A 24,133-nucleotide genomic window follows, 5' to 3' on the forward strand; every position below is an offset into this window, starting at 1 on the left:
CTTTAGCATCGGAAGCAAAACATGAAACTCACAACGGTCTCCAGCTTTTCGCCTTTTCCTCCAGCTCAGTAATCGTGGGAGACTTTGCTGCAATATAGGATTCGATATCATATTCATATTTCCGGGCTGCCTCTACCTTTACATCTGCATATTTTCCGGCTTCTACAGGATGGGACCTTAAGTAATCACGGAAAACAAGATGCCTGTATATCTGATGGCTGCCTTTTTCAAAAGCATGCAGATGTACTTTTCGAATTCCATGTTCATCGGCTTTTTGGAAATACCGTCTCCCCGGAATTCCGTTTTCTCCCTTGGCCGTGTATCCAGCGCCTTCAAGCGCAGGAGTTGCTTTTTCTACTAATTCGAGGCTATTTGCAGCCAGCATGATGTCTATGATTGGTTTTGCACTTAACCCAGGGACAGATGTACTGCCGATATGGTAGATCTCTGCCCCATCCTGGTTGAAGATTTCGTCAATAAGCTGCTTCTCCTGTTCAAAAAGTGCTTTCCATTCAGTACGATATGGCACCACTTCTACTCTTCGTCTTGTCATTTGAACTTTTTCCAATCCATCTCGCTCTCAGATAGAAGTTCTTCAAAAGACTTATTTTTCTCTCGTAGACGCTGTTCTTCCTTCTTTCGCTGCAATTCAGCCTGCTTTTGCTTTTCTTCCTCTTCCTTTAGCTGCTGTTGCTGGGCTTTGAGTTTTTGCATGATATCCTGGTTGAGGAGGTCCCCTAATGTTGCCGGTTTTTCATCTTTTTTTACTGATTGCTGGCGTTTCTGTTTTTTCTTCACGATTGATCCCCCGGTTCTATGCTTTTTCTTGTTTGGCTCTATTTCAAAGCCGATTTGTGAAAAGATTATACCATCGGAAGCTCCTAATTTAAACCAATCAAGACCACTTTCCCCTAATGAAGAAGGAACGCCTCCTTCAAGAGGCGTCCCCAATTATCAGTATGCATCCAATTTTACTGCATCATCCACCTGCAATTCAGGTTCTGTTGATTTGATGATATCGTCGACTGTGTATCCCGATGCTACTTCAACCAGTTTCAGACCAAATGGCGTCACGTCGATGACGGCCATATCCGTGATGATCCTGTTTACTACGTTTTTACCTGTCAACGGCAGACTGCATTCCTTAAGGATTTTAGCCTCCCCGTTTTTGTTTACATGCTCCATGATGACGATGATTTTCTGCGCACCGTGGACAAGGTCCATTGCGCCCCCCATTCCCTTGATCATCTTCCCTGGAATCATCCAGTTTGCCAGGTCGCCAGATTCAGAGACTTCCATGCCGCCCAGGATCGCAATATTGATGTGCCCTCCGCGGATCATCGCAAAAGACTCCGCGGAATCAAAATAAGCTGCTCCAGGGATAGCGGTGACCGTTTCCTTTCCTGCATTGATTAAATCAGGATCAACACCGTCTTCTGACGGGTAAGGTCCGATTCCAAGCAGTCCGTTTTCCGACTGGAGGACAACCTGCTTATCACCAGAAATGAAATTTGCTACGAGGGTCGGCATTCCGATCCCAAGGTTTACGTAAAAGCCGTTCTCGATTTCTTTTTCAGCCCGGCGCGCGATCTTTTCCCGGACATTCCCTTTATTTTTAATCATATGCCTTCTCCTTTCATGATCAGCCAGAGTTAACTTCTCACTGTCAGCCTTTCAATCCTCTTCTCCTGATTGCCTTCAATCAGTGTCTGGACATAAATGCTTGGAGTATGGATACTGTTCGGTTCCAATTCGCCCACTTCATAAAGATTCTCAACTTCGGCAATCGTGACCCTTCCGGCTGCTGCAATCATCGGATTGAAGTTCCTTGCCGTTTTATGGTATACAAGGTTGCCCATTTTGTCGCCCTTCCAGGCTCTGACAATACTGAAATCTGCTGTCAGCGATTCTTCAAGGAGATATTCCTTCCCATTGAACATGCGGGTTTCTTTTCCATCGGCGATTGGCGTTCCCACGCCCGCCGGCGTATAGAAAGCCGGGATGCCGGCACCACCGGCCCGGATTTTCTCTGCAAGTGTGCCCTGTGGAATCAATTCGACCTCGATTTCTCCAGACAAAACCTGTCGTTCGAATTCTTTGTTTTCACCAACATATGATCCTACCATTTTTTTGATCTGCTTATTTTTAAGCAGCAGGCCAAGTCCCCAATCGTCGACGCCACAGTTATTTGAGATGACTGTCAGGTCTTTCACACCTTTTTCTACAAGCGCCAGGATGGCTTTTTCAGGAATCCCGCAGAGCCCGAAGCCGCCAACCATTAAGGTTGCGCCGTCGTGGATATCCGCTACGGCGTCTTGAAAGGATGTACAAATTCTTTTCATCGTAATTCCCCCTTTGACTATGGTTCGCACCAGCACAGGCAGAAGTGACTGCCCACACAGAATGACTATGAATCTTTTAAGTTGATAGACTTACACAAGTTCCACTACTGTGGCGACACCCTGGCCGCCTCCGATACATAGTGTGGCAAGGCCTGTTTTTGCCTGTCTGCGTTTCATTTCATGAATCAGCGTAACAAGGATCCTTGCACCGCTGGCTCCTATTGGGTGTCCGAGCGCAATTGCTCCGCCATTGACATTTAAAATTTCCTTATTGAAATTCAGTTCGCGGTCGACAGCCAGTGACTGCGCAGCAAACGCTTCATTCGCCTCGATTAACTCCATTTGATCCATTGTCATGCCTGCTTTGTTCAGCGCTTTCTTTACTGCGTCAACCGGACCGATACCCATGATGCTTGGGTCGACACCAGCACTAGCGTTTCCTTTGATGACTACAAGAGGTTTAAGCCCAAGCTCCTCGGCCTTTGAGCGGCTCATGACCACCAAAGCGGCAGCTCCATCATTAATTCCTGATGCATTTCCCGCTGTTACGCTGCCCTCCTTCTTGAAGGCAGGACGCAGTCCGCCAAGCTTTTCGGCTGTTGAACCTTTTTTGGGGTATTCATCTGTATCAAAAACTAACGGATCGCCTTTTCGCTGAGGGATTTCAATCGGAACTATTTCATCCTTGAATTTGCCTTCCTCAATGGCCTTAGCAGCCTTTTCCTGGCTGGATGCGGCAAATTCATCCTGCTCTCCCCTGCCAATCTCGTACTTGGCGCAAAGGTTTTCTGCGGTAACTCCCATATGATAGTCATTGAAAGCACACCACAGACCATCAGAAATCATGCTGTCGACAAGCTTCTGGTCACCCATCTTGAATCCATCCCGTGCATTTTTCAATAAATATGGAGCCTGACTCATATTCTCCATTCCGCCAGCCACGACCACTTCCGCATCACCTGCTATGATGGCTTGGGCTGCCAGATGGACGGCCTTCAAGCCTGATCCACACACTTTATTAATGGTCAACGAGGAAGCGCTTTCAGGAATCCCCGCCTTAATCGCTGCCTGCCTTGCAGGATTTTGGCCAAGACCAGCCTGGAGCACATTCCCCATAATGATTTCATCCACTTGTTCAGGCCGGACACCCGCCTGCTTCAATGCGTCTTTTATGACCGCGGCCCCCAGCTCCGGAGCGGAGATATTTTTCAAGCTTCCATTAAAGCTGCCTATTGCTGTTCTAACAGCAGACACGATTACTGCTTCAGTCTTGCTCAAAGTACTCACCCTTTCTCTGATCCTCACATTTTTATTACTTCTATTGATTTGAATGAAATCCCTTTTATTTTATCAAAATTTTATTTATTCTTGCATTTTTAAAAATATTCTATTTACAATTAAGGTATCTTAAGAGGAGGGTTATATCAAATGCTGAAGCTTCCCGAGAAGGTTGAAATCATTGAAGTCGGCCCAAGAGACGGGCTTCAAAATGAAAAGAATTTTGTTCCTACAGATGTTAAAAAAGTTTTTATTGCTTCTTTGAAGAATGCCGGGATTAAGGAGATGGAGCTTACTTCCTTTGTTTCCCCTAAATGGGTTCCACAGATGGGAGATGCTGCGGAAATCGTTGCTGACTGCCTTGACAGCAACTCGAGGAATATTGTGCTCGCACCTAATAAAAAAGGGATTGAACGCGTTTATATGACTGACTGCAAAGCGGTCGCTGTCTTTGTTGGTGTCAGCAATACTTTTAACCAAAAGAATATCAATAAAACTACGGCCGAAAGCCTTGAAGAAGTTCTGCCGCTAATTGCCGAGCTGAAGGCAAAGCACTATTTTGTCCGTGCCTGCATTTCGACTGCTTTTTATTGCCCTTATGAAGGAAAGATTGCCGAAGATGACGTTCTTGCACTGTGCGGTCAATTCGTCGAGGCTGGAGTAGATGAGTTGAGTGTTGCCGATACGATTGGCATGGCTGCTCCCCATGAATCATACTCTTTGTTTTCCAGATTGAAGGATGCCTATCCAGATGTTCTGATGACCGCGCATTTCCATGATACAAGAAAACTTGCACTTTCCAACATTTTAGCCGCGCTTCAAGCAGGTGTCACCCGCTTTGATACCTCAGCCGGTGGCCTTGGCGGCTGTCCGTTCGCTCCTCGTGCAGCCGGAAATGCCGCGACAGAAGATGTTGTTTATATGCTTCAAAGAATGGGAATCCAAACAGGTGTCGATCTGGATAAGCTGATCCAGGCTATCCAGGTCATTCAGCCTCATATCTCAAGACCGATTGAAAGCAGTTATTTCAAACTCAATTCCGTTACTGTCTAACTTCTTGCATAAGCTCCTGGCCTTGAATCCATCTTATTAGATGAAGCCATTCTGAAGAAGGGAGCCTATCATATGAGCCAAAAACGAGACAAAGGGTACAGCCAGCAAGGCAAGCCAAATGCAGACACAGTCAAGCAGCAAATCTCTGCTGAGGAGCTTGAAAAAGCAATCCATCCGACAAAACGCCAAAATTCCCAGCAATAAGATTTATTTATTGAACCGCCTGAACCGGCGGTTTTTTCATGTTTGTTTTTCACATATAATGGTAAAATAAAGAGGTGTTCCTTTTAATTCAAATCTTTTCTTTTTACACAGGAATTTGTCAGGGAAAATCCGTTGATCGGAGGGTTTGGCTTGAGAAAAGCGTTCCGTGTGTTATTTTCATTCTTGCTGCTACTTGCCTCGCTGGGCGTTTTTATTTCAAATAAAGTCATGTTTTTAAAAAAGAAAAATGATGAGGAGATTTTCAATCGTGAAACAGAGGCTGGCCATCTGGTGCCGGACGAGTATGATGCCCTGCCAAAAAGGGAAGTGATCATTCCTTCGTCCTTTGGTTATTCATTGAAGGCCGTGCTCGTTGAACCACATGACACAAATCGTTATATCATCATTGCCCACGGTGTTACCCAGAGCAAGACGAATTCAGTTAAATATATGAATTTGTTCCTTAACAGAGGTTTTAATGCCGTCATTTACGATCATCGGCGCCACGGTGAATCAGGCGGGAAAACAACAAGCTACGGTTATTATGAGAAGTTCGACCTTCAATCTGTAGTGGACTGGCTGAGAATAGAAAAAGGGCCCGATTTGCTGCTTGGCATTCATGGAGAATCCATGGGAGCTGCGACCTTGCTTCTTTATGCGGGAATGCTTGAGGATGGTGCGGATTTCTATGTGGCCGATTGCCCGTTCTCCGACTTCAGCGAACAGCTCGCCTATCGCATCAAAGAGGAAGTCAAGCTTCTGCCGCCAAAACTTTTGCTGCCAGTGGCCAATCTGTTCGTCCGCATCCGTGATAAATATTCCTTGAGTGAGGTATCCCCGATTGCGGTTATTGAAAACATCAAGAACCCAATCCTATTTATCCACAGCCGCATGGACGATTTCATTCTCCCATCGATGACTGAGGCACTGTTCGAACAGAAAAAAGGACCGAAGAAACTGTTCATGGCTGAAAACGGACTGCATGCCCAATCCTACAGCCAAAACCGGGAACAATACGAAAAAGTCCTCGATGAATTCCTTGAGGAATATATCTTTGCCCATGATAGAAATACGGATGCAGACCATTAAAACAGGTAAAACCGCTGCTGTATATTTTTTTAGCTTGCGTCTGTCCAATAGAGATTGTCTATTGGACATTTTTTTATTGGTGCTTCTGTTTGGCCGTTAGAGACCTTCTATCGGACACTTTTCTCCCGTTACGGCTTTTATTTGGCCGTTAGAGACCTCCTATCGGACACTTTTCTCCCGTTACGGCTTCTGTTTGGCCGTTAGGAACCTCCTATTGGACGTTTTTCTCCCGTTACGGTTTCTGTTTGGCCGTTAGGAACCTCCTATCGGACACTTTTCTCCTGTTACGGCTTTTATTTGGCCGTTAGAGACCTCCTATCGTATACTTTTCTCCCGTTACGGTTTCTGTTTGGCCGTTAGGAACCTTCTATCGGACACTTTTCTCCTGTTACGGCTTTTATTTCGGCCGTTAGAGACCTCCTATCGTATACTTTTCTCCCGTTACGGGCTTCTATTTGGCCGTTAGGAACCTCCTATCGGACGTTTTTCTCCCGTTACGGATTCTGTTTGGCCGTTAGGAACCTCCTATCGGACGTTTTTCTCCTGTTCCGGCTTTTATTTGTCCCTTAGAGACATTCTTCACAAAAAAAGACTGGCTCATCAAAGAGCCAATCCTTATTGTTTTTCTCCCTGGCGATCGATTTCTTTGCCGGCTGCATCCAATGCCCTGACTTCTTTGTAGTCGCCAATCGCATAATAATAGCGTTCGTTTTCTTTTTCAATGATTTCTATTTTTGTGAATTTGCCGTCCGGTCCCGCAGCTTCAATTGCTTTGACATCCGGGCTTACCACTTTGCCAAAAATAACCGGAAGCTTTACATCCAAGGTACCGTCTTCGTTAAAAACCGTAAATGTATCAGCATACAGGAGCATGAAATCATTTTTATAATAAGTCCAGTGGTTATGCCCTGCATTTTCCCAGCCTTCTTTTTCGCTGCCTTTAATATAGGCAACAGCGAGCGCATCGAATGTTTTTGATCCGTCCTTTTGTTCTGTTGTGTAAAAGATGAGCCACCCATTCTTCACTTTTTCTTTGTGGATGGTTTGTTTGATGTTGAACGGAATATCGTTTTGGATTGCTTCACCTGCAGTCTTATAGGCGCAGGCTGATAGTACAAGCATGCACATAATAATTATGGCAGCTCTCCATAGTCTTCCCATCTCTCTCCCCTGCCTTCGCACCAAACTTCTATGTATTTCTACAACCCTCTCTCTTATTTAACCTTTTTTTCAATTTTTTGTAAACTTAAACATTTGACTTATCATAAAAGCTCATTCTCGGATTCAAATATTCATTCGGGCTTTTTAGCTGGAAACACCCATTGGTTTCTTTAAAATCCAATGTCATTTCTTCATCGAAAAAGACTTCTTTGGCTTTTTCGATATAAATCGGAATGTCGCCTGTTGCTATTTGATTTTCTTCCACATTTTTCTCGGTTTCAAACCAGAGGGCGGCCACGCCATTTACTGCACAGCCGCATCCATCTATATCGTATTTCAATTTTACGTACCCTTGTTTACCTGAAATTTTTTCGTTCAGTTTCTTTGATGCTGCTTCCGTGATTTTTAATCGCATGCTTGCACTCCCTTTCCAGTTTTTCATTTTACCATATGGCGCACTTTTTTACGTTTTAGAACCCTTTGCTGAAAATGTCTTGCAATTTCTCCGTTTAACTTTTAGTATCAAAGATAATTCTGACAGTTGGAAAGGAGTGCTTTTATTGTCAAAAGTAACGATTAAGGTGAATGATAATGGTTCGTTAAGGATTTCCGGCGATGTCGAACTTCTCGATGGTGCCGGCAATAAGTATGAGACAAAGCCAACGTTCTCGCTTTGCCGCTGCGGTATGAGCAAAAACATGCCATTCTGCGACGCTTCCCATAAAGGGAAATTCGAGTCGGCCGTGCGTGCACCGCAAACTGAAGAGACGGAATAATTCATTGAGGGCAATGGTCTTTCCATTGCTCTTTTTTTTCGGGGTTCCGCTGGCTAAAAAATACTTACCATTCATCCGCAAGCCTGACATCGGCAATAGCTGAAATGGCAATACGGTGAATTTCCTCGAATCTGTCAACGATATGGAGTTTCTGTCCGGGTTCATTCCAATAGTGGATTTTCCCAATGACCAGTTCATGCTTGCGTTGGCGGAAATAGGTGATGCTGACAGGCCGGTTGTATTCCATTGCTTCGAGGATTGTTTCATTCAATTGTTCAAGCTGCTGTTCATCCAGCTGCTTTTCATTTTCATATTCATCTTCCTGTGCCCAGTCACGCAGCATTTTCACATGTTCAGGCAGCATCATCGACGTCCATTTGATTCTTCCACGGTCACGAATCATCTTTTACTCCTCCTTCTGCTATCAGCCCTTATGCCCGCCAACCAGTGCGGCCCGGTGTCTTGCTGTTCCGGCTGCCGTATAGGAAACCGCCCTCAGAAGAGCTGCTGATCCATAACGGCTGCGAATCCGGTCCATCGCATAGCCAAGTTCTTTCTTCTTCCAGCCATTTTTTTCGAACAGATTCAATTGGAATTCGCTGTCGGTGACAAGGTTGCCGAGCGAAATCGATATGCTCCGCACTGTTTTTCCGGTATAGTTTTCGGCAAAAAGCTCGAGGCAGACACGATACAGGTCCATCGTAATATTGGTTGGTTCCTCAATCGTCCTTGAGCGGTGGAAGCCTCCGCCGAATTCATCCTGGCTGTAGCCAACCCCGAAGCTGATTGTCCTGCCTGCTTTTCCGTGGCTCCTTGTCCTTCGCGCGACTTCCTCGCACATTTCGAGGATGACATGTTTGATTTCCTCTTCTTCTTTATAATCCCGAAGCAGGATCTGGCTCTTCCCAAAGCTGATCTGTCCTTCCATGATGGGAGCACCGATATCGGAAAAATCGATTCCCCAGGCATGCCAGTACATCTGGTTGCCCATTATGCCGAATTTTTTCTCGAGAATTTCAAGGTCATAACGGGCGAGCTGGCCGACTGTAAAAATCCCCATGCTGTTCAGTGTTTTTTCAACGCGGCGGCCAATTCCCCACATTTCCCTCAGCGGTGAGACATTCCACAGCTTTGTCTGTACATCATCATAGGTCCATTCGGCAATTCCTTTGTGCTTTGCCTCAAGGTCCAGGCAGAGCTTCGCCATCAGCATGTTCGGGCCAATTCCGACTGCACACGGGAGCTGGAATTCACGCTCGATATCATTTTTGATTTTTTTTGCGATTGAAGCAGCGTCGCCCCAAAGCTTTGATGCCCCATCCACTTTTATGAAGCTTTCATCGACACTGTAGGTATGGATCGCATCCTTTGGGACATAGCGATTGAATACGCGGGAGATTTCAGTGGAGATTCGCAGGTATGTTGACATTTGCGGATCAACGACAACAATTCGCGGATCATCGGGAATTTCAAACTTTCGCGATCCGGTTTTAATGCCAAATTCCTTTTTCAAACGGGGTGAGGCTGCGAGGACAACACTCCCGGGACGGTCAAGATTCCCGACGACAGCCAGGTAACAGTCAAGAGGATCAAGGCCGAGCATCACGGCGGAACAACTCGCATAGAAGCTCTTCATATCCACACATAAAATTTTGTTTTGCGGCATTTCGCTATAATCCACCATGCTTCTCTCTCCTTTCTATAGCAACTCCAAAAGGGAACATCTGTTCCGTAACATTATACCCACTATATTAAGCGAATATGCGTTCGGTTTCAATGGAAATTTTCCGGCGGACTGACTTAATTAAGGGGAAAATGGGGAGTCATACCAGCATTGGAGATTTTTGCGGAAGGATGTTTTCCTCAGGGACCTCCGAGGATAATCAGGTGGAGAGGTGCGTATCATGGACAAAAAATTCATTCGCAAGATGGCCCAGAAATGCTTTGAACAGTATGGTCATGATGGTTCAATCCCATGCGGTGAAGCGGAATTTCGAAGATATATAGGAGCAAATTGTTGAACTGAAAAATAAGGATCCTGAAGCTGAATTTGTCATGATTCATCAAGGATGCCGTTTATGAATTTTTGGCTACGTAAAACAGTGCCAACGCTGCTCCTCGAGCCCCCAGTTTTACGAAATTTAAAAAACCGCCAAAAAATCATGGCGGTCTGAGACTTACTTTTTGTTGAACATATTCTTGCCAAATAACTCAAAAGTCCTTGGGAACAGGGTATAAAATTTGCTGCCTGCATTCATCCAGCGCGGCAGGTTGATTTCACGTGTCCTGGTCAGCATTCGATTGACCACCTGTTTTGCCACGTATTCAGGCTTCAGCATGAAACGTTTTACATTTTTTACATAGGTTCCCTGTTTGTCCGCAATCTCGAAAAAATTCGTAGCGATGGGACCCGGATTGACCGAGGTTACGAAAATATTGTCATCGGCCACCTCCATGCGAAGGCTGTTCGTATAGCCAAGCACCGCATGCTTTGTAGCGGAATAGACGCTTGATTTCGGCGTGGCTATCTTACCGGCTTGTGATGCGATGTTGATAATATGGCCGCTTCTGCGCTGCTTCATAGCCGGAAGGACCATTGAGGTGCAGGCCATCAAGCCAACAACATTCACATCGAACATCGATTTGACATCTTCGATTTTCACATCATGAGCAAAATCAAAAACGCCGAAACCGGCATTATTAACCAAAATATCCGCATAACGGATGTCCGAGAGCACTTCCGAAAAAACTCTTTTCACTGATTCTGTATCGGAAACATCCAGCTGCCGGGCATGAACATTAATGGCATATTTGGATTGCAGCTCTTTCTTCAAGACTTCAAGTTTATCAATACTCCTGGCCATAAGGACAAGGTTTGCCCCCCGTGCGGCGCAAAGGCTGGCAATCTCAGCTCCGATTCCGCCGGAAGCTCCGGTGATGATTATATTTTTTCCTTTTAAGGATGGCATCGACTTTCACCTCATTTTGCAGTATAAAAGAAGGATGTTCCTTCCATGACAGAAACAGCGTCAAGGGATTGTAAATAATCAAGCTGACCGACCGTTTCTGAGATAGTCAGGTTCAACTCTCGTTCATACACGGTCGGGAAAAGCAATTTGCATATCTCGAATACAGTAAGTTCCCTGCCTTCAAGCATTCCTCTGACCTGCATTGCACGGTCATGCTGGCGGGCAAGCCGTTTTTCAATCAGGCTGTGCAATTCCGTGATTTCAGTTCCATGACCAGTGTATACAAGATTTATCGGATATTGCTGCAGTTTTTTAAGGGACGAGTTATATTGGACGAGCGGCTTCGGCCTTACTGCTTCGCCTGGCAACGGAGGTTCAAGCAGCGGATTCGGTGAAATGCCAGCAAGGATCGTATCCCCGGCAATCATTGTGCCGTCTTTTTCACGCAAGAGCACAATGTGGCTCTGGGCATGTCCCGGTGTCTCGATCACTCTCCATCCTGGCAGAGCCGGCGGAACATCGTTTTCCAAAACAGTCCCTGATAAAGAGCGATTGCATGAAAAAACAAGTGTCTTTTTCATGATCTTCATCGACGGCACAAAAAATTGAACTGGTATTGCTAATTTCGAGAAGAAACTTTCATAGAATTCCTGATGTTCCTTCTCGAATTCCGCAGTCCTGTTAATCCACCTTTCATTCAGGTGATGGCCATATACTTCAAGACCAGGTGACAAGTAATCCAGCATCCCCACATGATCTGGGTGATCATGTGTCAGGATCACCTGCTCAATATCCTCAGGCTTCAGCTTCAAATCCGCCAGCTGTGATTTAAAGGACTCCCATGACTCCTCCGTTTTCGTGCCAGCATCAACAAGGGTAAGCCTGTCCCCTTTAATCAAATATGCATTTACATCTCCGACCGGAAAGGGCGTCGGCAAAGTCAACTTGGCAATTCCATCTTTCCATTCTGCCATACGATCTATACACCCCAAAATATTATTTTTCTATAAGGTAAACAGCTTCCATTTCAATAGAAAACGCATACTCGGAAATAGCCCCGATATGTTAAAGTACATGTGTGAGAAGCAAAAAACAATGCAATCATTAACAGTCTGGCATTTTTTTAATATAAAAATAAGTTTACCTTTAAAGCTGGCAATTGTCATTATTTTCACTTTTTATTTTCAGAAAAAATAAAAAAATTCTTAAATTCCTCTTGACATTAGGGTTGTCCTTCTTGCATAATCACTATTAAAATTTCGAAAACTTTTCAAAAGCACTTGAGCAAGACGAGTAGACAGGAATGGTGCCAGAGAGTGGAGTCCATCGGCTGTAAGGCTCCGCCGCCCTCTTCATGTTGAACCCTACCTTGCGAGCTGCCAGGCAAACCTGGACGTATACCGGCGTTAACGGATTTTGAGCTGCACTTGTTTGGCAAAAGCCGAAGAAGTGAATGAAGGTGGTACCACGGAAGCATGGCCTTTCGTCCTTTTATGGATGAAGGGCCTTTTTGTATTTTGAAAAAAAAACACAAACTTATGGAGGCGAATCTGATGAAGAAGCTTGTTTTTGTTGGGGCAGGATCGATGGCGGAAGCAATGATTTCCGGGATAGGGGCAAGCGGGCTTCTTCCGCGGGACCAAATTTGGGCCACAAACAAACAGGATGCTGACAGACTGAAGATATTGAAACAGAGATATGGGATCACAACGACATATAATCTGGGACAGCTGTTCGAGGACGCGGATGCCATAGTCCTGGCGATGAAACCAAAGGACGCCTCAATCGCGATGGAGGAAATTAAACACTATCTGACAGATGGAATGCTAGTCATATCTGTTCTGGCCGGCGTGGCGATCGAAGCGATTGAAGCGGCAGCAGAAAAATCACTGGCCGTGGCAAGGGCTATGCCAAACACCTCGGCTGCGATTGGCAAATCGGCAACAGCACTCGCCGTGAATTCCCATGTGAGTGAAGCACAAAAGATACTGGCGCAAAGGCTTTTTAACACAATCGGCCTTACGACAATCGTTGAGGAATATCAGCTTGATGCAGTAACAGGATTATCCGGCAGCGGGCCAGCCTATATTTATTACCTCGTCGAAGCAATGGAAAAAAGCGCCGCCGAAATCGGTCTTGAAAAGCAGACAGCGAAGCAGCTGATTATCCAGACGCTGCTCGGCGCAGCGGAAATGCTGACACAGTCGGGTAAGGAACCTGCTCAGCTCCGCTTTGAGGTGACCAGCCCTGGAGGAACGACTGAAGCAGGCATCAGTGTGCTTGAACAGTATGGGGTACAGTCAGCTTTTGTATCTTGCATCAAGGAAGCTACGGCCCAGTCAAAAAAGCTTGGCACCCTGCTCGGAAATGAAATAGCAGCCGTAAATCGCCATCTTTAAAATTGCAATCTGGTCCCGCGTTTCTCTAAAATGGAGAAAAACAACAGGGACGTGTGCATGGTGCTTTTAATTTTACTGTCTTTAACTCTAGTCATCTGGGTCCTGGCAACAACCGATGCCTTGATTGGTTTCAGGAATTTGGATTCCCTCGAAAAAACAGAAGGTGCTGACCGGGAACCGCTCCTCAGTGTCATCGTGGCCGCCAGGAATGAAGCAGGACATATTTCTCAAAGCGTTCGCTCCCAGCTGGCGCAAACCTACAAAAATATCGAGTGGATCCTTGTTAATGACCGATCCGAGGATAATACCGGTGAATTGATGGAGAACCTAAAAGGCTTTGACCCGAGAATCAAAGTGATCCATATCGAGAGTCTGCCAGAAGGGTGGCTTGGCAAGAATCATGCTCTCTATAAAGGCTTCCAGCTCGCGTCGGGCAACCTGATCCTATTTACAGACGCTGATGTCATGTACCACCCCGCGGCTTTTTCAAAAGCCGTCAGTTATTTTGAAGGACATAGCCTCGATCATTTGACCGCCGCTCCGAACCTTAGTGCAAAGCCATTCTGGCTGAAGGCCTTTGTTGCGTTCTTCTTATTTGGCTTTTCTTATTACAAGCGACCATGGCTCGGCAATAATCCACGGTCGAAAACGGGAGTCGGCATCGGTGCATTCAATATGGTCACCCGGTCGGCATATGAAAAAGTCGGCACACATGAATATATAAAAATGCGGCCTGATGATGATTTGCAGTTGGGAATAATGGTAAAGCGCCTGGGTCTCAAGCAGCAGATCGTTACCGCCATGACGCTCATCGAAGTGGAATGGTATCAAAGCCTGGGTGAGGCTTTAGGCGGACTGGAGAAAAACACCTTCGCCGGCCTTCACTACCGGATCAGCATGGTGCTATTTTCGGTGTTCGGTGTCTTTGTTTCCCAGGTCATGCCATTCTTCACTGTTTTTTCCGGTAACCAGTCCATAGCAATCCTCAGTGCAGTTAATCTCGCATTCCTGTCTTTTCTGTATGTAATGGTAACCAAGAAAATGACCCGATTTTCACCGTGGCTGTTCCTTGTCCTGCCTTTTACGGCCTTGCTTTTCATTTTCTCCATCCTGAGAGCAAGCTACCTCACTTTTAAAAGAGGCGGCATCATCTGGCGTGGAACGAAATATACGCTTGCGGAATTAAGAAAAAACACTTTGCGGTGAGTACAATTTTTCCTTTCCTCTTCAAGCCCTGTTATACTAAGAATATATTTTGGATAGCGAAATAAAAGGAGGCTTCTGGATTGGAAAAGAAATTATTTTCCCCTTATAAAATCAAAAATTTAACCCTAAAAAACAGGATTGTCATGGCACCTATGTGCATGTATTCATGTGAAAAAGAAGACGGCATCGTCACAGACTTTCATATGACGCACTACGTGAGCCGGGCTGTCGGTCAGGTTGGCTTGATCATCCTCGAAGCAACTGCGATCACACCACAGGGCCGAATTTCTCATCAGGACCTCGGAATCTGGAGTGATGAACATGTTCCCGGGCTGTCGAAACTGACTGAACAAATTAAGCAAAACGGTGCCGCAGCAGGTATCCAGCTGGCGCATGCCGGCAGAAAAGCAGCATTGCGCGATGAAATCATCGCCCCTTCTGCGATCGCTTTTGATGAAAAGTATAAAGAACCAAAGGCAATGACGGTGGAAGAAATCAAGGAAACCGTCGAGGCGTTCAAGAAGGCTGCTGAAAGAGCAAAGCGTGCAGGCTTCGATGTTATCGAAATTCACGCTGCACATGGGTATTTGATCAACCAATTCCTCTCCCCGCTCACGAACAAACGGGAGGACGAATACGGCGGCGCTGCCGAGAACCGTTTCCGCTTCCTCCGGGAAATACTTGAAGAGGTAAAAACAGTATGGGTTGGTCCGATTTTTGTCCGTGTTTCTGCGTGCGACTACCATGAAGAAGGCCTGTCTGCCGATGATTACGTAAAAATTTCTGCATCGATGAAAGAACTTGGAGTTGACCTGATTGATGTAAGCTCGGGTGCGGTTGTGCCAGCACGAATCCATGCTTATCCGGGCTACCAGGTTAAATTCGCTGAAAGAATCAAACATGGAGCAGAAGTCGCTACCGGAGCTGTTGGACTGATTACAACCGGGATCCAGGCTGAAGAAATCCTGCAGAATGACCGCGCCGATCTAATTTTCATCGCCCGCGAACTGCTTCGTGATCCGTACTGGCCGAGAACAGCAGCCAGGGAGCTTGGAACAAGCATTGAGTCGCCTAAGCAATATGAACGAGGATGGATATTTTAACATTTAAAAGCCGGCATGCAAATGCCGGCTTCTAGTTTTTCTATCATGGTCTATATATTCGGAAATCAGCTGATATATTTCAAAATGTGGTGGATTAATCCGGAAATCAGCTGATAAATTTCAAAATGTGGTCGATATAGTGTAAAGATTGGTTGTAAAAGGGCCTCCTGAAAGGTTCCATCAGCTAGTTGGATTTCTAGGCGATCTTGAATCCTGTTTCATGCGTTAAAGCTTTGATTTTTGCTGCGTGTGTTTTCTTCATCAACACTAAAGCTGCCCGCTTCATCTAATCATCATGAATACAGTTTACCTTACAAACATCCTCCTCTTTCAATTAATCCCCATCATTAAAATAATTATTTTAATCCCAATAAAAAACCAGTCAACCAGAAATAATTGCATATCAGGATGACCTTATAATACGAACAGGGCAGTTAGTGGAAGAAAAAAAACATTAACTAAAAGGATTTCCTGCCCTATAAATGGAATATGACTATCATAGTTTTTATATGAAAGGATGAATACGATATGTTTATTTCAGTTACTAGGTTGCATTTAAAAGGGAAGCGAAAGTTACCTAGCTTTTTTTTTCATACAATTAAATCAACTTTTCAGTCGAAAAGAGCAGAAGGATTAAAATTTTCTTCTTTTAATAAAGAAGGATGGGACACATACTGGACTCTGACAGTATGGGAAACGAAGGAACATATGAAGGTCTTTCGAAATAATGGTAATCATTTAAAAGCAATGAAAATATCACGAAATATGGCAGATAAATTAGAATTAATTAATTGGGAAGCAGACGCTATTCCTACTTGGAATGAGTGTAAAGACCGATTACATAAGAAGTATGACAGAATTGAGTAAGGTACATTTTTTTTTCTGATGGGTGCCATACTTTAAGATACTATCACCTGTTCCTATTTACGAATAACGAAGCACATTGTGGGAAATGGTTTTTAAAGGAACCGATGCTTAGTTAAAGATGGACTCAATCATAAATAAAAAACGCTTAACGCTATTAAGCGTTCTTTTCATTCTCCAAATTATTTCTGTTAGCAAAATTGCGGATTAAAATGTACCGTAATTTGCACCCTTACAGTCGTGTCTGTTAATCTGCGAATTGATATACTATTCCTATAACAAAAAATAAAATTTATTAGTATAAATCGCCTGTATATCAAAAAAAATAGACCATCATTTTCATTACAATTTGATGGTCTATTTGCTTTACATAATTAAATTTGACGACGTGTAACTGAACCCGTTAGAATTTTCTCCTGGTTTTAAGATTAAGCTATTTTTTCCCCATGCCGGTCGGCAACGCTTTTAAAGTAGAATCCTAATTTAACGAGGCCTGCCGCAATCAGAGAAAAGATCATATTAAAGAAAACAGCGAAGATTGCTAGATCCATTATTTCAAAGATTGAAGCATACAATAACCCAACTATACCAAATAAGGATATAGTGATTAAAAAATGCATTTTCGGCAGAAGAAAAGTGATAATCCCGCTAAACAACATGACAAGTGAACCCATGATAAAAAAATGAAGACCAAATAAAAGTAAAAATTCCAAAATCATTCCCCCAGTGTCTTATTGTAAGATTGGATGGAAAATTCCCCATCTCTTTCCAATTCCCTGTGGGTTACCTTTTTAAACAGGATTAAATTCGGTCATCCCATATTCGATTAAGGATGGTACTTTCATTTGATACAACGAGTTCAAAAACATCTGGATTAGTCATTTCCATCAGGCAGTCATAACCAAAGCTTTCATTGAAATACCTCATGAGTAAGGTTGTCATGTTTCCATGACTGACCAGCAGGATATGATCATCGTCCGAACATAATAAATCTTCAATCAGTGATTTGGCACGTTCCATGGCCGCTGAAGTAGATTCTCCTCCCTCAAACACAAGCTCGAAGTCTTCAAAGCTTTGTTTAAGCTTGTCTCGCCAGTCTTCTAAATTCACCGTACTCAGGACTCTCTCCCCCAGTCTGTCATCTTCGGAAATTTCAATTTCCCTTGAATTGGATAGAGGCCTGATTGTTTCGAGTGCTCTTTTAAAGGGACTTGAATAGATGACATCTATTTCCTTATGTTTGAAGAAGTCAACCAGCGCAAGGGCTTGCTTCCTTCCATGTTCGGTCAAGGGAGAGTCTACTGGCTGCCCGGCCGCACTTGCATGACGTACAAGATAGATTGTTTTCAATCGTTACACCCCTTTATTCAGTCATGTTCTAACGGAATGTTGATTTCCTTGAAATCCTCAGATACCTCGGTATTAGCAAAAACAGTTCTTGCTTCTGCTTCAAGCTGCAGCCAGTCATTGCGGTCATATCTGGAACTAATATGAGTGATGCACAGCTTTTTCACCTGAGCACGCAAGGCTGTTTCTGCTGCCTGCAGTGTAGTCGAATGGAAATACTCATGAGCCAGTGCCTCTTCACCTGCTGAAAAAGTTGCTTCATGGACGAGCAAATCAGCATTCTTGGCAAGCAGCTGAGCATTTTCGCAGTATCTTGTGTCACCTAGGATCGTAATAATTCTTCCTTTTTGCGGCGGACCGACAAATTCGGCAGGGTCTATTATCTTCCCGTTATCCAATATAACCTCTTCACCATTCTTGATTTTCCTGTAATCGGGTCCTGGTTTTACCCCTGCTGCCTTAAGCTTTTCAGCAAGGAGGATCCCGGGACGGTCTTTTTCCCTGATTCTATAACCAAAAGAAGGAATTCCATGCTCCAGCAGCATTGCTTCGACAGTGAACTGATCGTCTTCAAATATGACCCCTCCTTCATGCTCGATAATCTCAATAGGATATTTCAAATACGATTTGCTTATTTTCAGGGACACATCAATATATTCTTTTATTCCCGGGGGACCGTATACTGTAACCAGTGAATCCCCGCCCTGGAACGAGCGGCTGGACAGCAAACCCGGTAAACCATAGATATGATCGCCGTGAAGATGGGTGATGAAAATTTTTTCAATCCTCCGCGGCTTTATGCTTGTATGTAAAATCTGGTGCTGGGTTGCTTCACCACAGTCGAACAGCCACACAGCTCCGCGCTCTTCCAGCAATTTCAATGCAATTGAAGTCACATTCCTCAGCTTGGCGGGAACACCCGCGCCTGTACCCAGAAAAAAAACATCCATCATCCTGACACCTTCCCTTACCAAACGCCTGCATACATACTGGCTATTCATTATTCCTTTCAATATATCATAAATCACGTGTTCAAATCTAAATCAACCCTTAAATGAACCTCAATGGGATAGTTCCATAATGTTAGTAGAAAACTAATTAGAGTTCAAACAGTTGCTAATTGCTCTCGAAACAGATAAACTTTTGTATTTGTAAAGTGTTTTTTATGCATGGCTGTTTTCGCAATGATTGCTGCTTTCTGTTAACCGGTTTTAGAAGGCAGAAAAGTTTACGGAAAAGGCCCTATACATACTTCTAAATTCATATAAAAGAGAGGTTCTATATTGTGGCACACACCGAAAAACCAACAGCTTTAATCATGATTTTCGGAGCTACGGGAGACCTGGCAAACCGAAAATTGTTCCCATCCCTCTATAATTTGTTTGCAAAAGGGAAACTGGACAAATTCGCAGTCGTCGGCGTTGCCCGTCGTTCATTGACAAATGAGGAATTTCAATTGAGAGTAAAAGAATCTGTAACAGAACACGGGGAGACAGAAGCGAATATTGATGAGTTCGTCTCGAAGTTTTATTATCACTCCCATGATGTCACTGATTCAAGCTCATATATTGCTCTTGGCAAGCTTGCGGAAGAGCTGGACGGCCATTACGATCTAAAAGGCAATAGAATTTTTTACCTGGCAATGGCACCGGAATTTTTTGGTACGATTGCGGAGCATTTAAAGAAGGATGGCCTGACTCATGTATCTGGTTTCAAGCGCCTTGTCATCGAGAAGCCGTTCGGACATGACCTTGAGTCAGCAAAAGTTCTGAACAAACAAATCCGCACTGCGTTTTCAGAGGATGAGATTTACAGGATTGACCACTATCTCGGAAAGGAAATGGTCCAAAATATCGAAGTCATCCGTTTTGCGAACGCGATGTTCGAGCCACTCTGGAATAACCGCTACATCTCAAATATCCAGGTCACGTCAAGTGAAACACTGGGAGTGGAGGAACGCGGACGCTATTACGAAAAGAGTGGTGCACTTCGGGATATGGTCCAGAACCATATGCTGCAAATGGTTTCTTTGCTTGCAATGGAGCCGCCTATCAAACTGACCACAGATGAGATTCGTTCTGAAAAAGTTAGAGTCTTCCGCGCACTTCGCCCAATCATGGGAGAGGAAGTAAATAATTACTTTGTCCGCGGCCAATATGATAAAGGCATGATGAATGATAGAGAAGTTCCAGCCTATCGTCAGGAGGAAATGGTCAACCCTGAATCCAATACAGAAACATTCGTAGCCGGCAAGCTGATGATTGATAACTTCCGCTGGGCTGGAGTTCCTTTCTATATCCGGACAGGAAAAAGAATGAAAGCTAAATCAACAAAAATTGTGATCCAATTCAAAGATATTCCAATGGACCTGTATTACCAGCCAGAAAAGACGGTAAATCCAAATTTGCTTGTGATCCATATCCAGCCTGAGGAAGGAATCACACTCCATTTAAATGCCAAGAAGTCCGGACAGGGTACAAAAGCTACACCTGTAAAACTTAATTATGCGAACAAAGGCATTGACGGTCTGAACACGCCGGAAGCGTATGAGAAGCTGTTGTATGATTCATTACGCGGCGACGCCACAAACTTCACCCATTGGGATGAAGTCGCCTTATCATGGAGCTTCGTCGATAACATTTCTGAAGTCTGGGAAAACACGAAGGAACCTTCCTTCCCGAACTATGCATCAAGTTCCATGGGCCCTGATGCAGCAGATCAGCTGCTCGAAAAAGACGGATTTTTCTGGTGGCCTATTACCGAAATCGATGTTGAAAAATGCTAATAACCAAAAACCCGCCAATTACATGGCGGGTTTTTCTGTTTCAGCCTCCAAAAAAGAAATCAAGGATATTGGAACCAGCAGATGCATCCTTGTTATAGAACTCCGAGTATCCACACCTTTTGCAATATACAACGGTGAATTGATTATTCTGGATATCAAACATCTTGGACAATCCCGTCCCGGTCATTGCGACATCCTTCTGTCCAGCATCTCTGCTGCCGCATTTCATACAGCCTTTTTCATTCATTTTCTGCCAACTCCTCTTTCAATTCATATTACATTTACGTATCTGGCAAAGATTGGTTTCACCTGTTCACATAAAAAAATCCTGAAAAGGAAAACTTATATTTGTCCTATTATCAAAACAGAGGTGGAATATATGGGGTGGTTCGGTGAGAGCAATACGGCTTACAGTTTTAACATGTTTTCCAAGAGCCATTTTGCTATTTTAGCAATCTTTGTATTCGTAAATATGGTTATATTCATTTATCGGAAGAAGTTAAATGATGAAAAATGGCGGAAAGCAGAGCTCATGACAGCATTCTCGTTAATTTTGATGGAGTGCTTCAATCATTACTGGATGTATAAGCATGCTGTATGGAAACTTGGACGATCGATGCCTTTGGAATTATGCAATTTAGGCCTGCTACTTGCCATCGGTTTGCTATTGAGCAGGAAGAAAATCTTTTTTGAGCTATTATTTTTCATTGCGTTATTAGGGGCAACACAGGCAATCATTACACCAGCTTTAACCTATGATTTTCCTCATTTCCGTTTTTTTCACTTTTTCTATGCCCATGTGATGATTATATGGGTGACTCTATATTTCACGCTGGCCAAGGGTTTTTATCCTACATTCTTTTCTGTCATAAAAGTCATTCTGTTCATCAATCTTCTATTACCTGCAATCCTATTTATCAACAGAACTGCCGATGGCAACTATTGGTTCCTTCGCCACAAACCAGATAGCAGAAGTTTTTTGGATTTACTCGGGCCGTATCCGTGGTATATTTTTTCCCTTGAAAGTTTATTGATCACTTTAAGTTTAATTACATGGCTGTGCTTCCGTCTTTGGCTAAAGGGTGAGAAAAATACTTCGTACTCTGAGACATAATCATAAGATATATAAAAAAAGAAGACATTCTCATGCCTTCTAAAGAATCCGTTTGATAAACTTCAGTGTTTCTTCTATGATGGTTTTCTGGTCGTTGTCGAGTGTTGCAACATGGTAACTTTCTTTTAAGTCTTGTATTTCTTTTATTTCCGAGCTGATAAGACCATAAATGGTCTGAGAATTATCTGGCGGCACTACGTGGTCTTCATCTGAAACAAAAATCAAGGCTGGACAAGAGACTTTTGGAAGGTCCTTTTTTACATCCTTCATGAAAGTTAAAATTTCCTTAACGGATTTGACAGGCGTTTTTTCATAAGCTAGTTCAGTTACTCCTGTTTTTTTGATGTCAGACCCAATTGCATCTAGAAATCTGGTTCCTTCCAGTTGGAGGACAGGCTCCATTGCTGGGATTTCAATTGCTGCATTGATCAGGACAATTCCCCGGATTTCTGGATATTTTTCAGCCATATACAAGGTAAGCGTCCCACCCATTGACAGACCTGTCACGAAAATGGTGTCGCATCTTTCCTTTAACCATTGAAACCCTTCTTCAATCGAAGCAATCCAATCTTGATATGTGGATTGTTCCATATCTTCATAATGTGTCCCGTGCCCTTTCAGGCGTGGCCCGCAAACAGTGTATCCTTCTTCAGCATAAGCCTCACCAAGGGGCCTCATGCTCTGTGTTGAGCCTGTAAATCCATGCGATACAAGGATGCCCACTCGACTTCCTTCAAAATAGAAAGGTTCAGCTCCCTCAAGAACTGGATAGCGATCTGACATACCATAATCCCTCCAATCTTTTCTAACCACTTTAAAACATTTCGACTGCTCCATGAACAAACCCTGCTTTATTTTAGAAAAAAGCTTTTACTAAATAAAAAACAGCGGATACGAAATCCGCTGCTGCGTTGTTTTAATCCATCCACTCAGTGTGGAAGATTCCTTCTTTATCAATACGCTGGTATGTGTGAGCACCAAAGTAATCTCTTTGCGCCTGGATAAGGTTTGCAGGCAATGTTTCTGTCCGGTAGCTGTCGAAGTAGGAAAGTGCAGCCGAGAAGCTTGGGACAGGGATTCCGTTAAGGACGGCAGCCGAGATGATTTCCCTAAGTGACTGCTGGTAGTTTTCTGCAATTTCCTTAAAGTAAGGATCAAGCAGCAAATTTTTCAATTCCGGGTTGTGATCATATGCATCCTTGATTTTTTGGAGGAACTGCGCTCTTATGATGCAGCCGCCTCGGAAAATCATGGCAATTTCTCCATAGTTAAGGTTCCAGTCATATTCTTCAGATGCTGCTCTCATTTGAGCGAAACCTTGTGCATATGAACAAATCTTGCTTAAATATAATGCCTTGCGAATCGATTCTATGAATGCCTTCCGATCTCCATCAAAGGGTTTTGCATCAGGTCCTGATAGTACCTTGCTTGCTTCAACACGCTCTTGTTTCATTGCTGAAATAAATCGTGCAAAAACGGATTCCGTAATGATTGGCAGCGGAACACCAAGGTCCAGTGCACTCTGGCTTGTCCACTTTCCCGTGCCTTTTTGTCCAGCTGTATCAAGAATCACGTCGACAAGTGGTTTGCCTGTCTCATCGTCCTTCTTTGTGAATATATCCGCTGTAATCTCAATCAAATAGCTATCAAGCTCACCTTTGTTCCATTCAGCAAAAACTTCATGCAGTTCCTCAGCACTTAATCCAAGAACATGCTTCAAAATGAAGTAAGACTCTGCAATCAGCTGCATGTCACCATACTCAATTCCATTGTGAACCATCTTTACATAATGACCTGCTCCGTCAGGGCCAATGTATGTTGTACACGCTTCACCGTTAACCTTCGCTGCGATATCCTGGAAAATTGGTGCAACCAGGTCATATGCTTCTTTTTGCCCGCCAGGCATGATGGAAGGTCCATGAAGGGCTCCTTCCTCCCCGCCAGATACCCCAGTGCCGATGAAGTGGAGACCAAGCTCACTCAATTCCTTGTTGCGGCGCTGTGTATCAGCAAAATATGTATTACCTCCATCAATAATGATATCTCCTTTTTCAAGATGAGGCTTCAATTGCTCGATTGTCGCGTCAGTCGCAGCACCAGCCTTGACCATCAGCAGGATTTTTCTTGGTTTCTCAAGTGATTGTACAAATTCCTCAATCGAATAAGTACCCACGACCTTCTTGCCTTCCGTTTCCGCCAGCATTTCTTCTGTTTTTTCCTTTGAACGATTATATACTGATACCGAATAGCCTCTGCTTTCAATATTCATCGCAAGGTTTTTTCCCATGACAGCGAGACCAATAACACCGATTTGCTGTTTTGACATATTGCAACTTCCTTCCTTTTTATAACTGGTTTTTAAAATCATTACACATAATTTAGCAATGAATCCTGGGGGTTGCAAACAATCTGGTTTCGTCCTTTTTATTTTGACTTAACCATG

28 protein-coding genes are annotated in these 24,133 nt (G+C 43.9%); 11 read left to right on the forward strand and 17 right to left on the reverse strand.

The window, feature by feature from the left end; translation table 11 throughout:
* Positions 1–28 precede the first annotated feature (28 nt).
* The 5 genes from B5X77_RS19785 to B5X77_RS19805 all read right to left on the reverse strand — a co-directional run bounded on the left by B5X77_RS19785 (position 29) and on the right by B5X77_RS19805 (position 3,620).
* Positions 29–553, reverse strand: coding sequence for a GrpB family protein (locus B5X77_RS19785; RefSeq protein WP_079509635.1), 525 nt, complete (start codon positions 551–553; stop codon positions 29–31).
* Positions 550–801, reverse strand: a complete 252-nt coding sequence (locus B5X77_RS19790) for a YqkE family protein (protein ID WP_079510319.1) — start codon at positions 799–801, stop codon at positions 550–552. Before B5X77_RS19790 ends, B5X77_RS19785 begins: the two co-directional genes overlap by 4 nt.
* A 153-nt stretch (positions 802–954) precedes the next feature.
* Positions 955–1,623: a 3-oxoacid CoA-transferase subunit B gene (locus B5X77_RS19795; protein ID WP_079509636.1), complete on the reverse strand. Its 669-nt coding sequence runs from the start codon at positions 1,621–1,623 to the stop codon at positions 955–957.
* Positions 1,624–1,652: 29 nt separating this feature from the next.
* Entirely contained in the window at positions 1,653–2,342 is a 690-nt protein-coding gene (locus tag B5X77_RS19800) for a CoA transferase subunit A (protein WP_079509637.1), read from the reverse strand.
* Between the two features lie 90 nt (positions 2,343–2,432).
* Positions 2,433–3,620, reverse strand: a complete 1,188-nt coding sequence (locus B5X77_RS19805; protein ID WP_079509638.1) for an acetyl-CoA C-acetyltransferase — start codon at positions 3,618–3,620, stop codon at positions 2,433–2,435.
* A gap of 150 nt (positions 3,621–3,770) precedes the next feature.
* On the opposite strand from B5X77_RS19805, the gene B5X77_RS19810 reads away from it, so the two are divergent.
* The 3 genes from B5X77_RS19810 (at position 3,771) to B5X77_RS19815 (ending at position 5,966) form a co-directional block, all read left to right on the forward strand.
* On the forward strand, positions 3,771–4,673 hold the full coding sequence (locus B5X77_RS19810) for a hydroxymethylglutaryl-CoA lyase (protein ID WP_079509639.1): 903 nt from the start codon (positions 3,771–3,773) through the stop codon (positions 4,671–4,673).
* Positions 4,674–4,745: 72 nt separating this feature from the next.
* Positions 4,746–4,877 carry a hypothetical protein gene (locus B5X77_RS23875; protein ID WP_257391862.1) on the forward strand — a complete coding sequence of 44 codons (132 nt, stop codon included), beginning with the start codon at positions 4,746–4,748 and terminating at the stop codon, positions 4,875–4,877.
* A 150-nt stretch (positions 4,878–5,027) separates the two neighbouring features.
* Positions 5,028–5,966 carry an alpha/beta hydrolase gene (locus tag B5X77_RS19815; RefSeq protein WP_079509640.1) on the forward strand — a complete coding sequence of 313 codons (939 nt, stop codon included), beginning with the start codon at positions 5,028–5,030 and terminating at the stop codon, positions 5,964–5,966.
* A 615-nt stretch (positions 5,967–6,581) separates the two neighbouring features.
* Here B5X77_RS19815 and B5X77_RS19820 read toward each other — a convergent pair.
* Together B5X77_RS19820 and B5X77_RS19825 are read right to left on the reverse strand one after the other, a co-directional pair.
* On the reverse strand, positions 6,582–7,127 hold the full coding sequence (locus B5X77_RS19820; RefSeq protein ID WP_079509641.1) for a hypothetical protein: 546 nt from the start codon (positions 7,125–7,127) through the stop codon (positions 6,582–6,584).
* 85 nt (positions 7,128–7,212) lie between these two features.
* Positions 7,213–7,542: an iron-sulfur cluster biosynthesis family protein gene (locus B5X77_RS19825; RefSeq protein ID WP_079509642.1), complete on the reverse strand. Its 330-nt coding sequence runs from the start codon at positions 7,540–7,542 to the stop codon at positions 7,213–7,215.
* A 106-nt stretch (positions 7,543–7,648) separates the two neighbouring features.
* Here B5X77_RS19825 and B5X77_RS19830 point away from each other — a divergent pair, with 106 nt between their 5' ends.
* Positions 7,649–7,903 (forward strand): CDGSH iron-sulfur domain-containing protein, encoded by a 255-nt coding sequence (locus B5X77_RS19830; RefSeq protein ID WP_257391902.1) that lies wholly within the window; start codon positions 7,649–7,651, stop codon positions 7,901–7,903.
* Positions 7,904–7,967: 64 nt separating this feature from the next.
* On the opposite strand, the gene B5X77_RS19835 is transcribed toward B5X77_RS19830, so the two are convergent.
* Both B5X77_RS19835 and B5X77_RS19840 read right to left on the reverse strand, forming a co-directional pair.
* Positions 7,968–8,306, reverse strand: a complete 339-nt coding sequence (locus B5X77_RS19835) for a YolD-like family protein (RefSeq protein WP_079509644.1) — start codon at positions 8,304–8,306, stop codon at positions 7,968–7,970.
* Between the two features lie 21 nt (positions 8,307–8,327).
* Positions 8,328–9,587 carry a Y-family DNA polymerase gene (locus tag B5X77_RS19840; protein WP_079509645.1) on the reverse strand — a complete coding sequence of 420 codons (1,260 nt, stop codon included), beginning with the start codon at positions 9,585–9,587 and terminating at the stop codon, positions 8,328–8,330.
* A gap of 220 nt (positions 9,588–9,807) precedes the next feature.
* On the opposite strand from B5X77_RS19840, the gene B5X77_RS24045 reads away from it, so the two are divergent.
* Complete coding sequence (locus B5X77_RS24045; RefSeq protein ID WP_139378396.1) at positions 9,808–9,924, forward strand: YqzH family protein; 117 nt, start codon at positions 9,808–9,810, stop codon at positions 9,922–9,924.
* 156 nt (positions 9,925–10,080) lie between these two features.
* Here the strand turns inward: B5X77_RS24045 and B5X77_RS19845 are convergent, their stop codons facing one another.
* Entirely contained in the window at positions 10,081–10,872 is a 792-nt protein-coding gene (locus B5X77_RS19845; protein ID WP_079509646.1) for an SDR family NAD(P)-dependent oxidoreductase, read from the reverse strand.
* Positions 10,873–10,883: 11 nt separating this feature from the next.
* Positions 10,884–11,846, reverse strand: a complete 963-nt coding sequence (locus B5X77_RS19850; RefSeq protein WP_079509647.1) for an MBL fold metallo-hydrolase — start codon at positions 11,844–11,846, stop codon at positions 10,884–10,886.
* A 579-nt stretch (positions 11,847–12,425) separates the two neighbouring features.
* On the opposite strand from B5X77_RS19850, the gene proC reads away from it, so the two are divergent.
* From proC to B5X77_RS19870, 4 genes are all read left to right on the forward strand, one after another.
* The gene (gene proC / locus B5X77_RS19855; RefSeq protein WP_079510320.1) at positions 12,426–13,271 is read left to right on the forward strand and encodes a pyrroline-5-carboxylate reductase; all 846 of its coding nucleotides are present in this window, start codon (positions 12,426–12,428) and stop codon (positions 13,269–13,271) included.
* 57 nt (positions 13,272–13,328) lie between these two features.
* On the forward strand, positions 13,329–14,477 hold the full coding sequence (locus tag B5X77_RS19860; protein WP_257391863.1) for a glycosyltransferase family 2 protein: 1,149 nt from the start codon (positions 13,329–13,331) through the stop codon (positions 14,475–14,477).
* Between the two features lie 80 nt (positions 14,478–14,557).
* Complete coding sequence (namA, locus tag B5X77_RS19865) at positions 14,558–15,580, forward strand: NADPH dehydrogenase NamA (protein ID WP_079509648.1); 1,023 nt, start codon at positions 14,558–14,560, stop codon at positions 15,578–15,580.
* A gap of 528 nt (positions 15,581–16,108) precedes the next feature.
* A complete protein-coding gene (locus tag B5X77_RS19870; protein WP_079509649.1) occupies positions 16,109–16,447 on the forward strand; it encodes a DUF3291 domain-containing protein in 339 nt (112 codons plus the stop codon).
* Between the two features lie 425 nt (positions 16,448–16,872).
* Here the strand turns inward: B5X77_RS19870 and B5X77_RS19875 are convergent, their stop codons facing one another.
* From B5X77_RS19875 to rnz, 3 genes are all read right to left on the reverse strand, one after another.
* On the reverse strand, positions 16,873–17,157 hold the full coding sequence (locus B5X77_RS19875) for a hypothetical protein (RefSeq protein ID WP_079509650.1): 285 nt from the start codon (positions 17,155–17,157) through the stop codon (positions 16,873–16,875).
* Positions 17,158–17,245: 88 nt separating this feature from the next.
* Entirely contained in the window at positions 17,246–17,794 is a 549-nt protein-coding gene (locus B5X77_RS19880) for a histidine phosphatase family protein (protein ID WP_079509651.1), read from the reverse strand.
* A gap of 17 nt (positions 17,795–17,811) precedes the next feature.
* Entirely contained in the window at positions 17,812–18,741 is a 930-nt protein-coding gene (rnz, locus tag B5X77_RS19885; RefSeq protein WP_079509652.1) for a ribonuclease Z, read from the reverse strand.
* A gap of 368 nt (positions 18,742–19,109) precedes the next feature.
* On the opposite strand from rnz, the gene zwf reads away from it, so the two are divergent.
* Positions 19,110–20,576 (forward strand): glucose-6-phosphate dehydrogenase, encoded by a 1,467-nt coding sequence (gene zwf, locus B5X77_RS19890; protein ID WP_079510322.1) that lies wholly within the window; start codon positions 19,110–19,112, stop codon positions 20,574–20,576.
* Positions 20,577–20,616: 40 nt separating this feature from the next.
* Here zwf and B5X77_RS19895 read toward each other — a convergent pair whose 3' ends face one another.
* The gene (locus B5X77_RS19895; protein ID WP_079509653.1) at positions 20,617–20,823 is read right to left on the reverse strand and encodes a zinc ribbon domain-containing protein; all 207 of its coding nucleotides are present in this window, start codon (positions 20,821–20,823) and stop codon (positions 20,617–20,619) included.
* Positions 20,824–20,955: 132 nt separating this feature from the next.
* On the opposite strand from B5X77_RS19895, the gene B5X77_RS19900 reads away from it, so the two are divergent.
* Positions 20,956–21,690, forward strand: a complete 735-nt coding sequence (locus B5X77_RS19900) for a YwaF family protein (RefSeq protein ID WP_079509654.1) — start codon at positions 20,956–20,958, stop codon at positions 21,688–21,690.
* A gap of 39 nt (positions 21,691–21,729) precedes the next feature.
* Here B5X77_RS19900 and B5X77_RS19905 read toward each other — a convergent pair whose 3' ends face one another.
* Together B5X77_RS19905 and gndA are read right to left on the reverse strand one after the other, a co-directional pair.
* Positions 21,730–22,473 carry an alpha/beta hydrolase gene (locus B5X77_RS19905; protein ID WP_079509655.1) on the reverse strand — a complete coding sequence of 248 codons (744 nt, stop codon included), beginning with the start codon at positions 22,471–22,473 and terminating at the stop codon, positions 21,730–21,732.
* Between the two features lie 133 nt (positions 22,474–22,606).
* Positions 22,607–24,016, reverse strand: coding sequence for an NADP-dependent phosphogluconate dehydrogenase (gene gndA, locus B5X77_RS19910; protein ID WP_079509656.1), 1,410 nt, complete (start codon positions 24,014–24,016; stop codon positions 22,607–22,609).
* Positions 24,017–24,133 lie beyond the last annotated feature (117 nt).

This window comes from Mesobacillus jeotgali, from assembly GCF_900166585.1.
In the GTDB taxonomy this organism is placed as follows: Bacteria; Bacillota; Bacilli; order Bacillales; family Cytobacillaceae; genus Mesobacillus; species Mesobacillus jeotgali_A.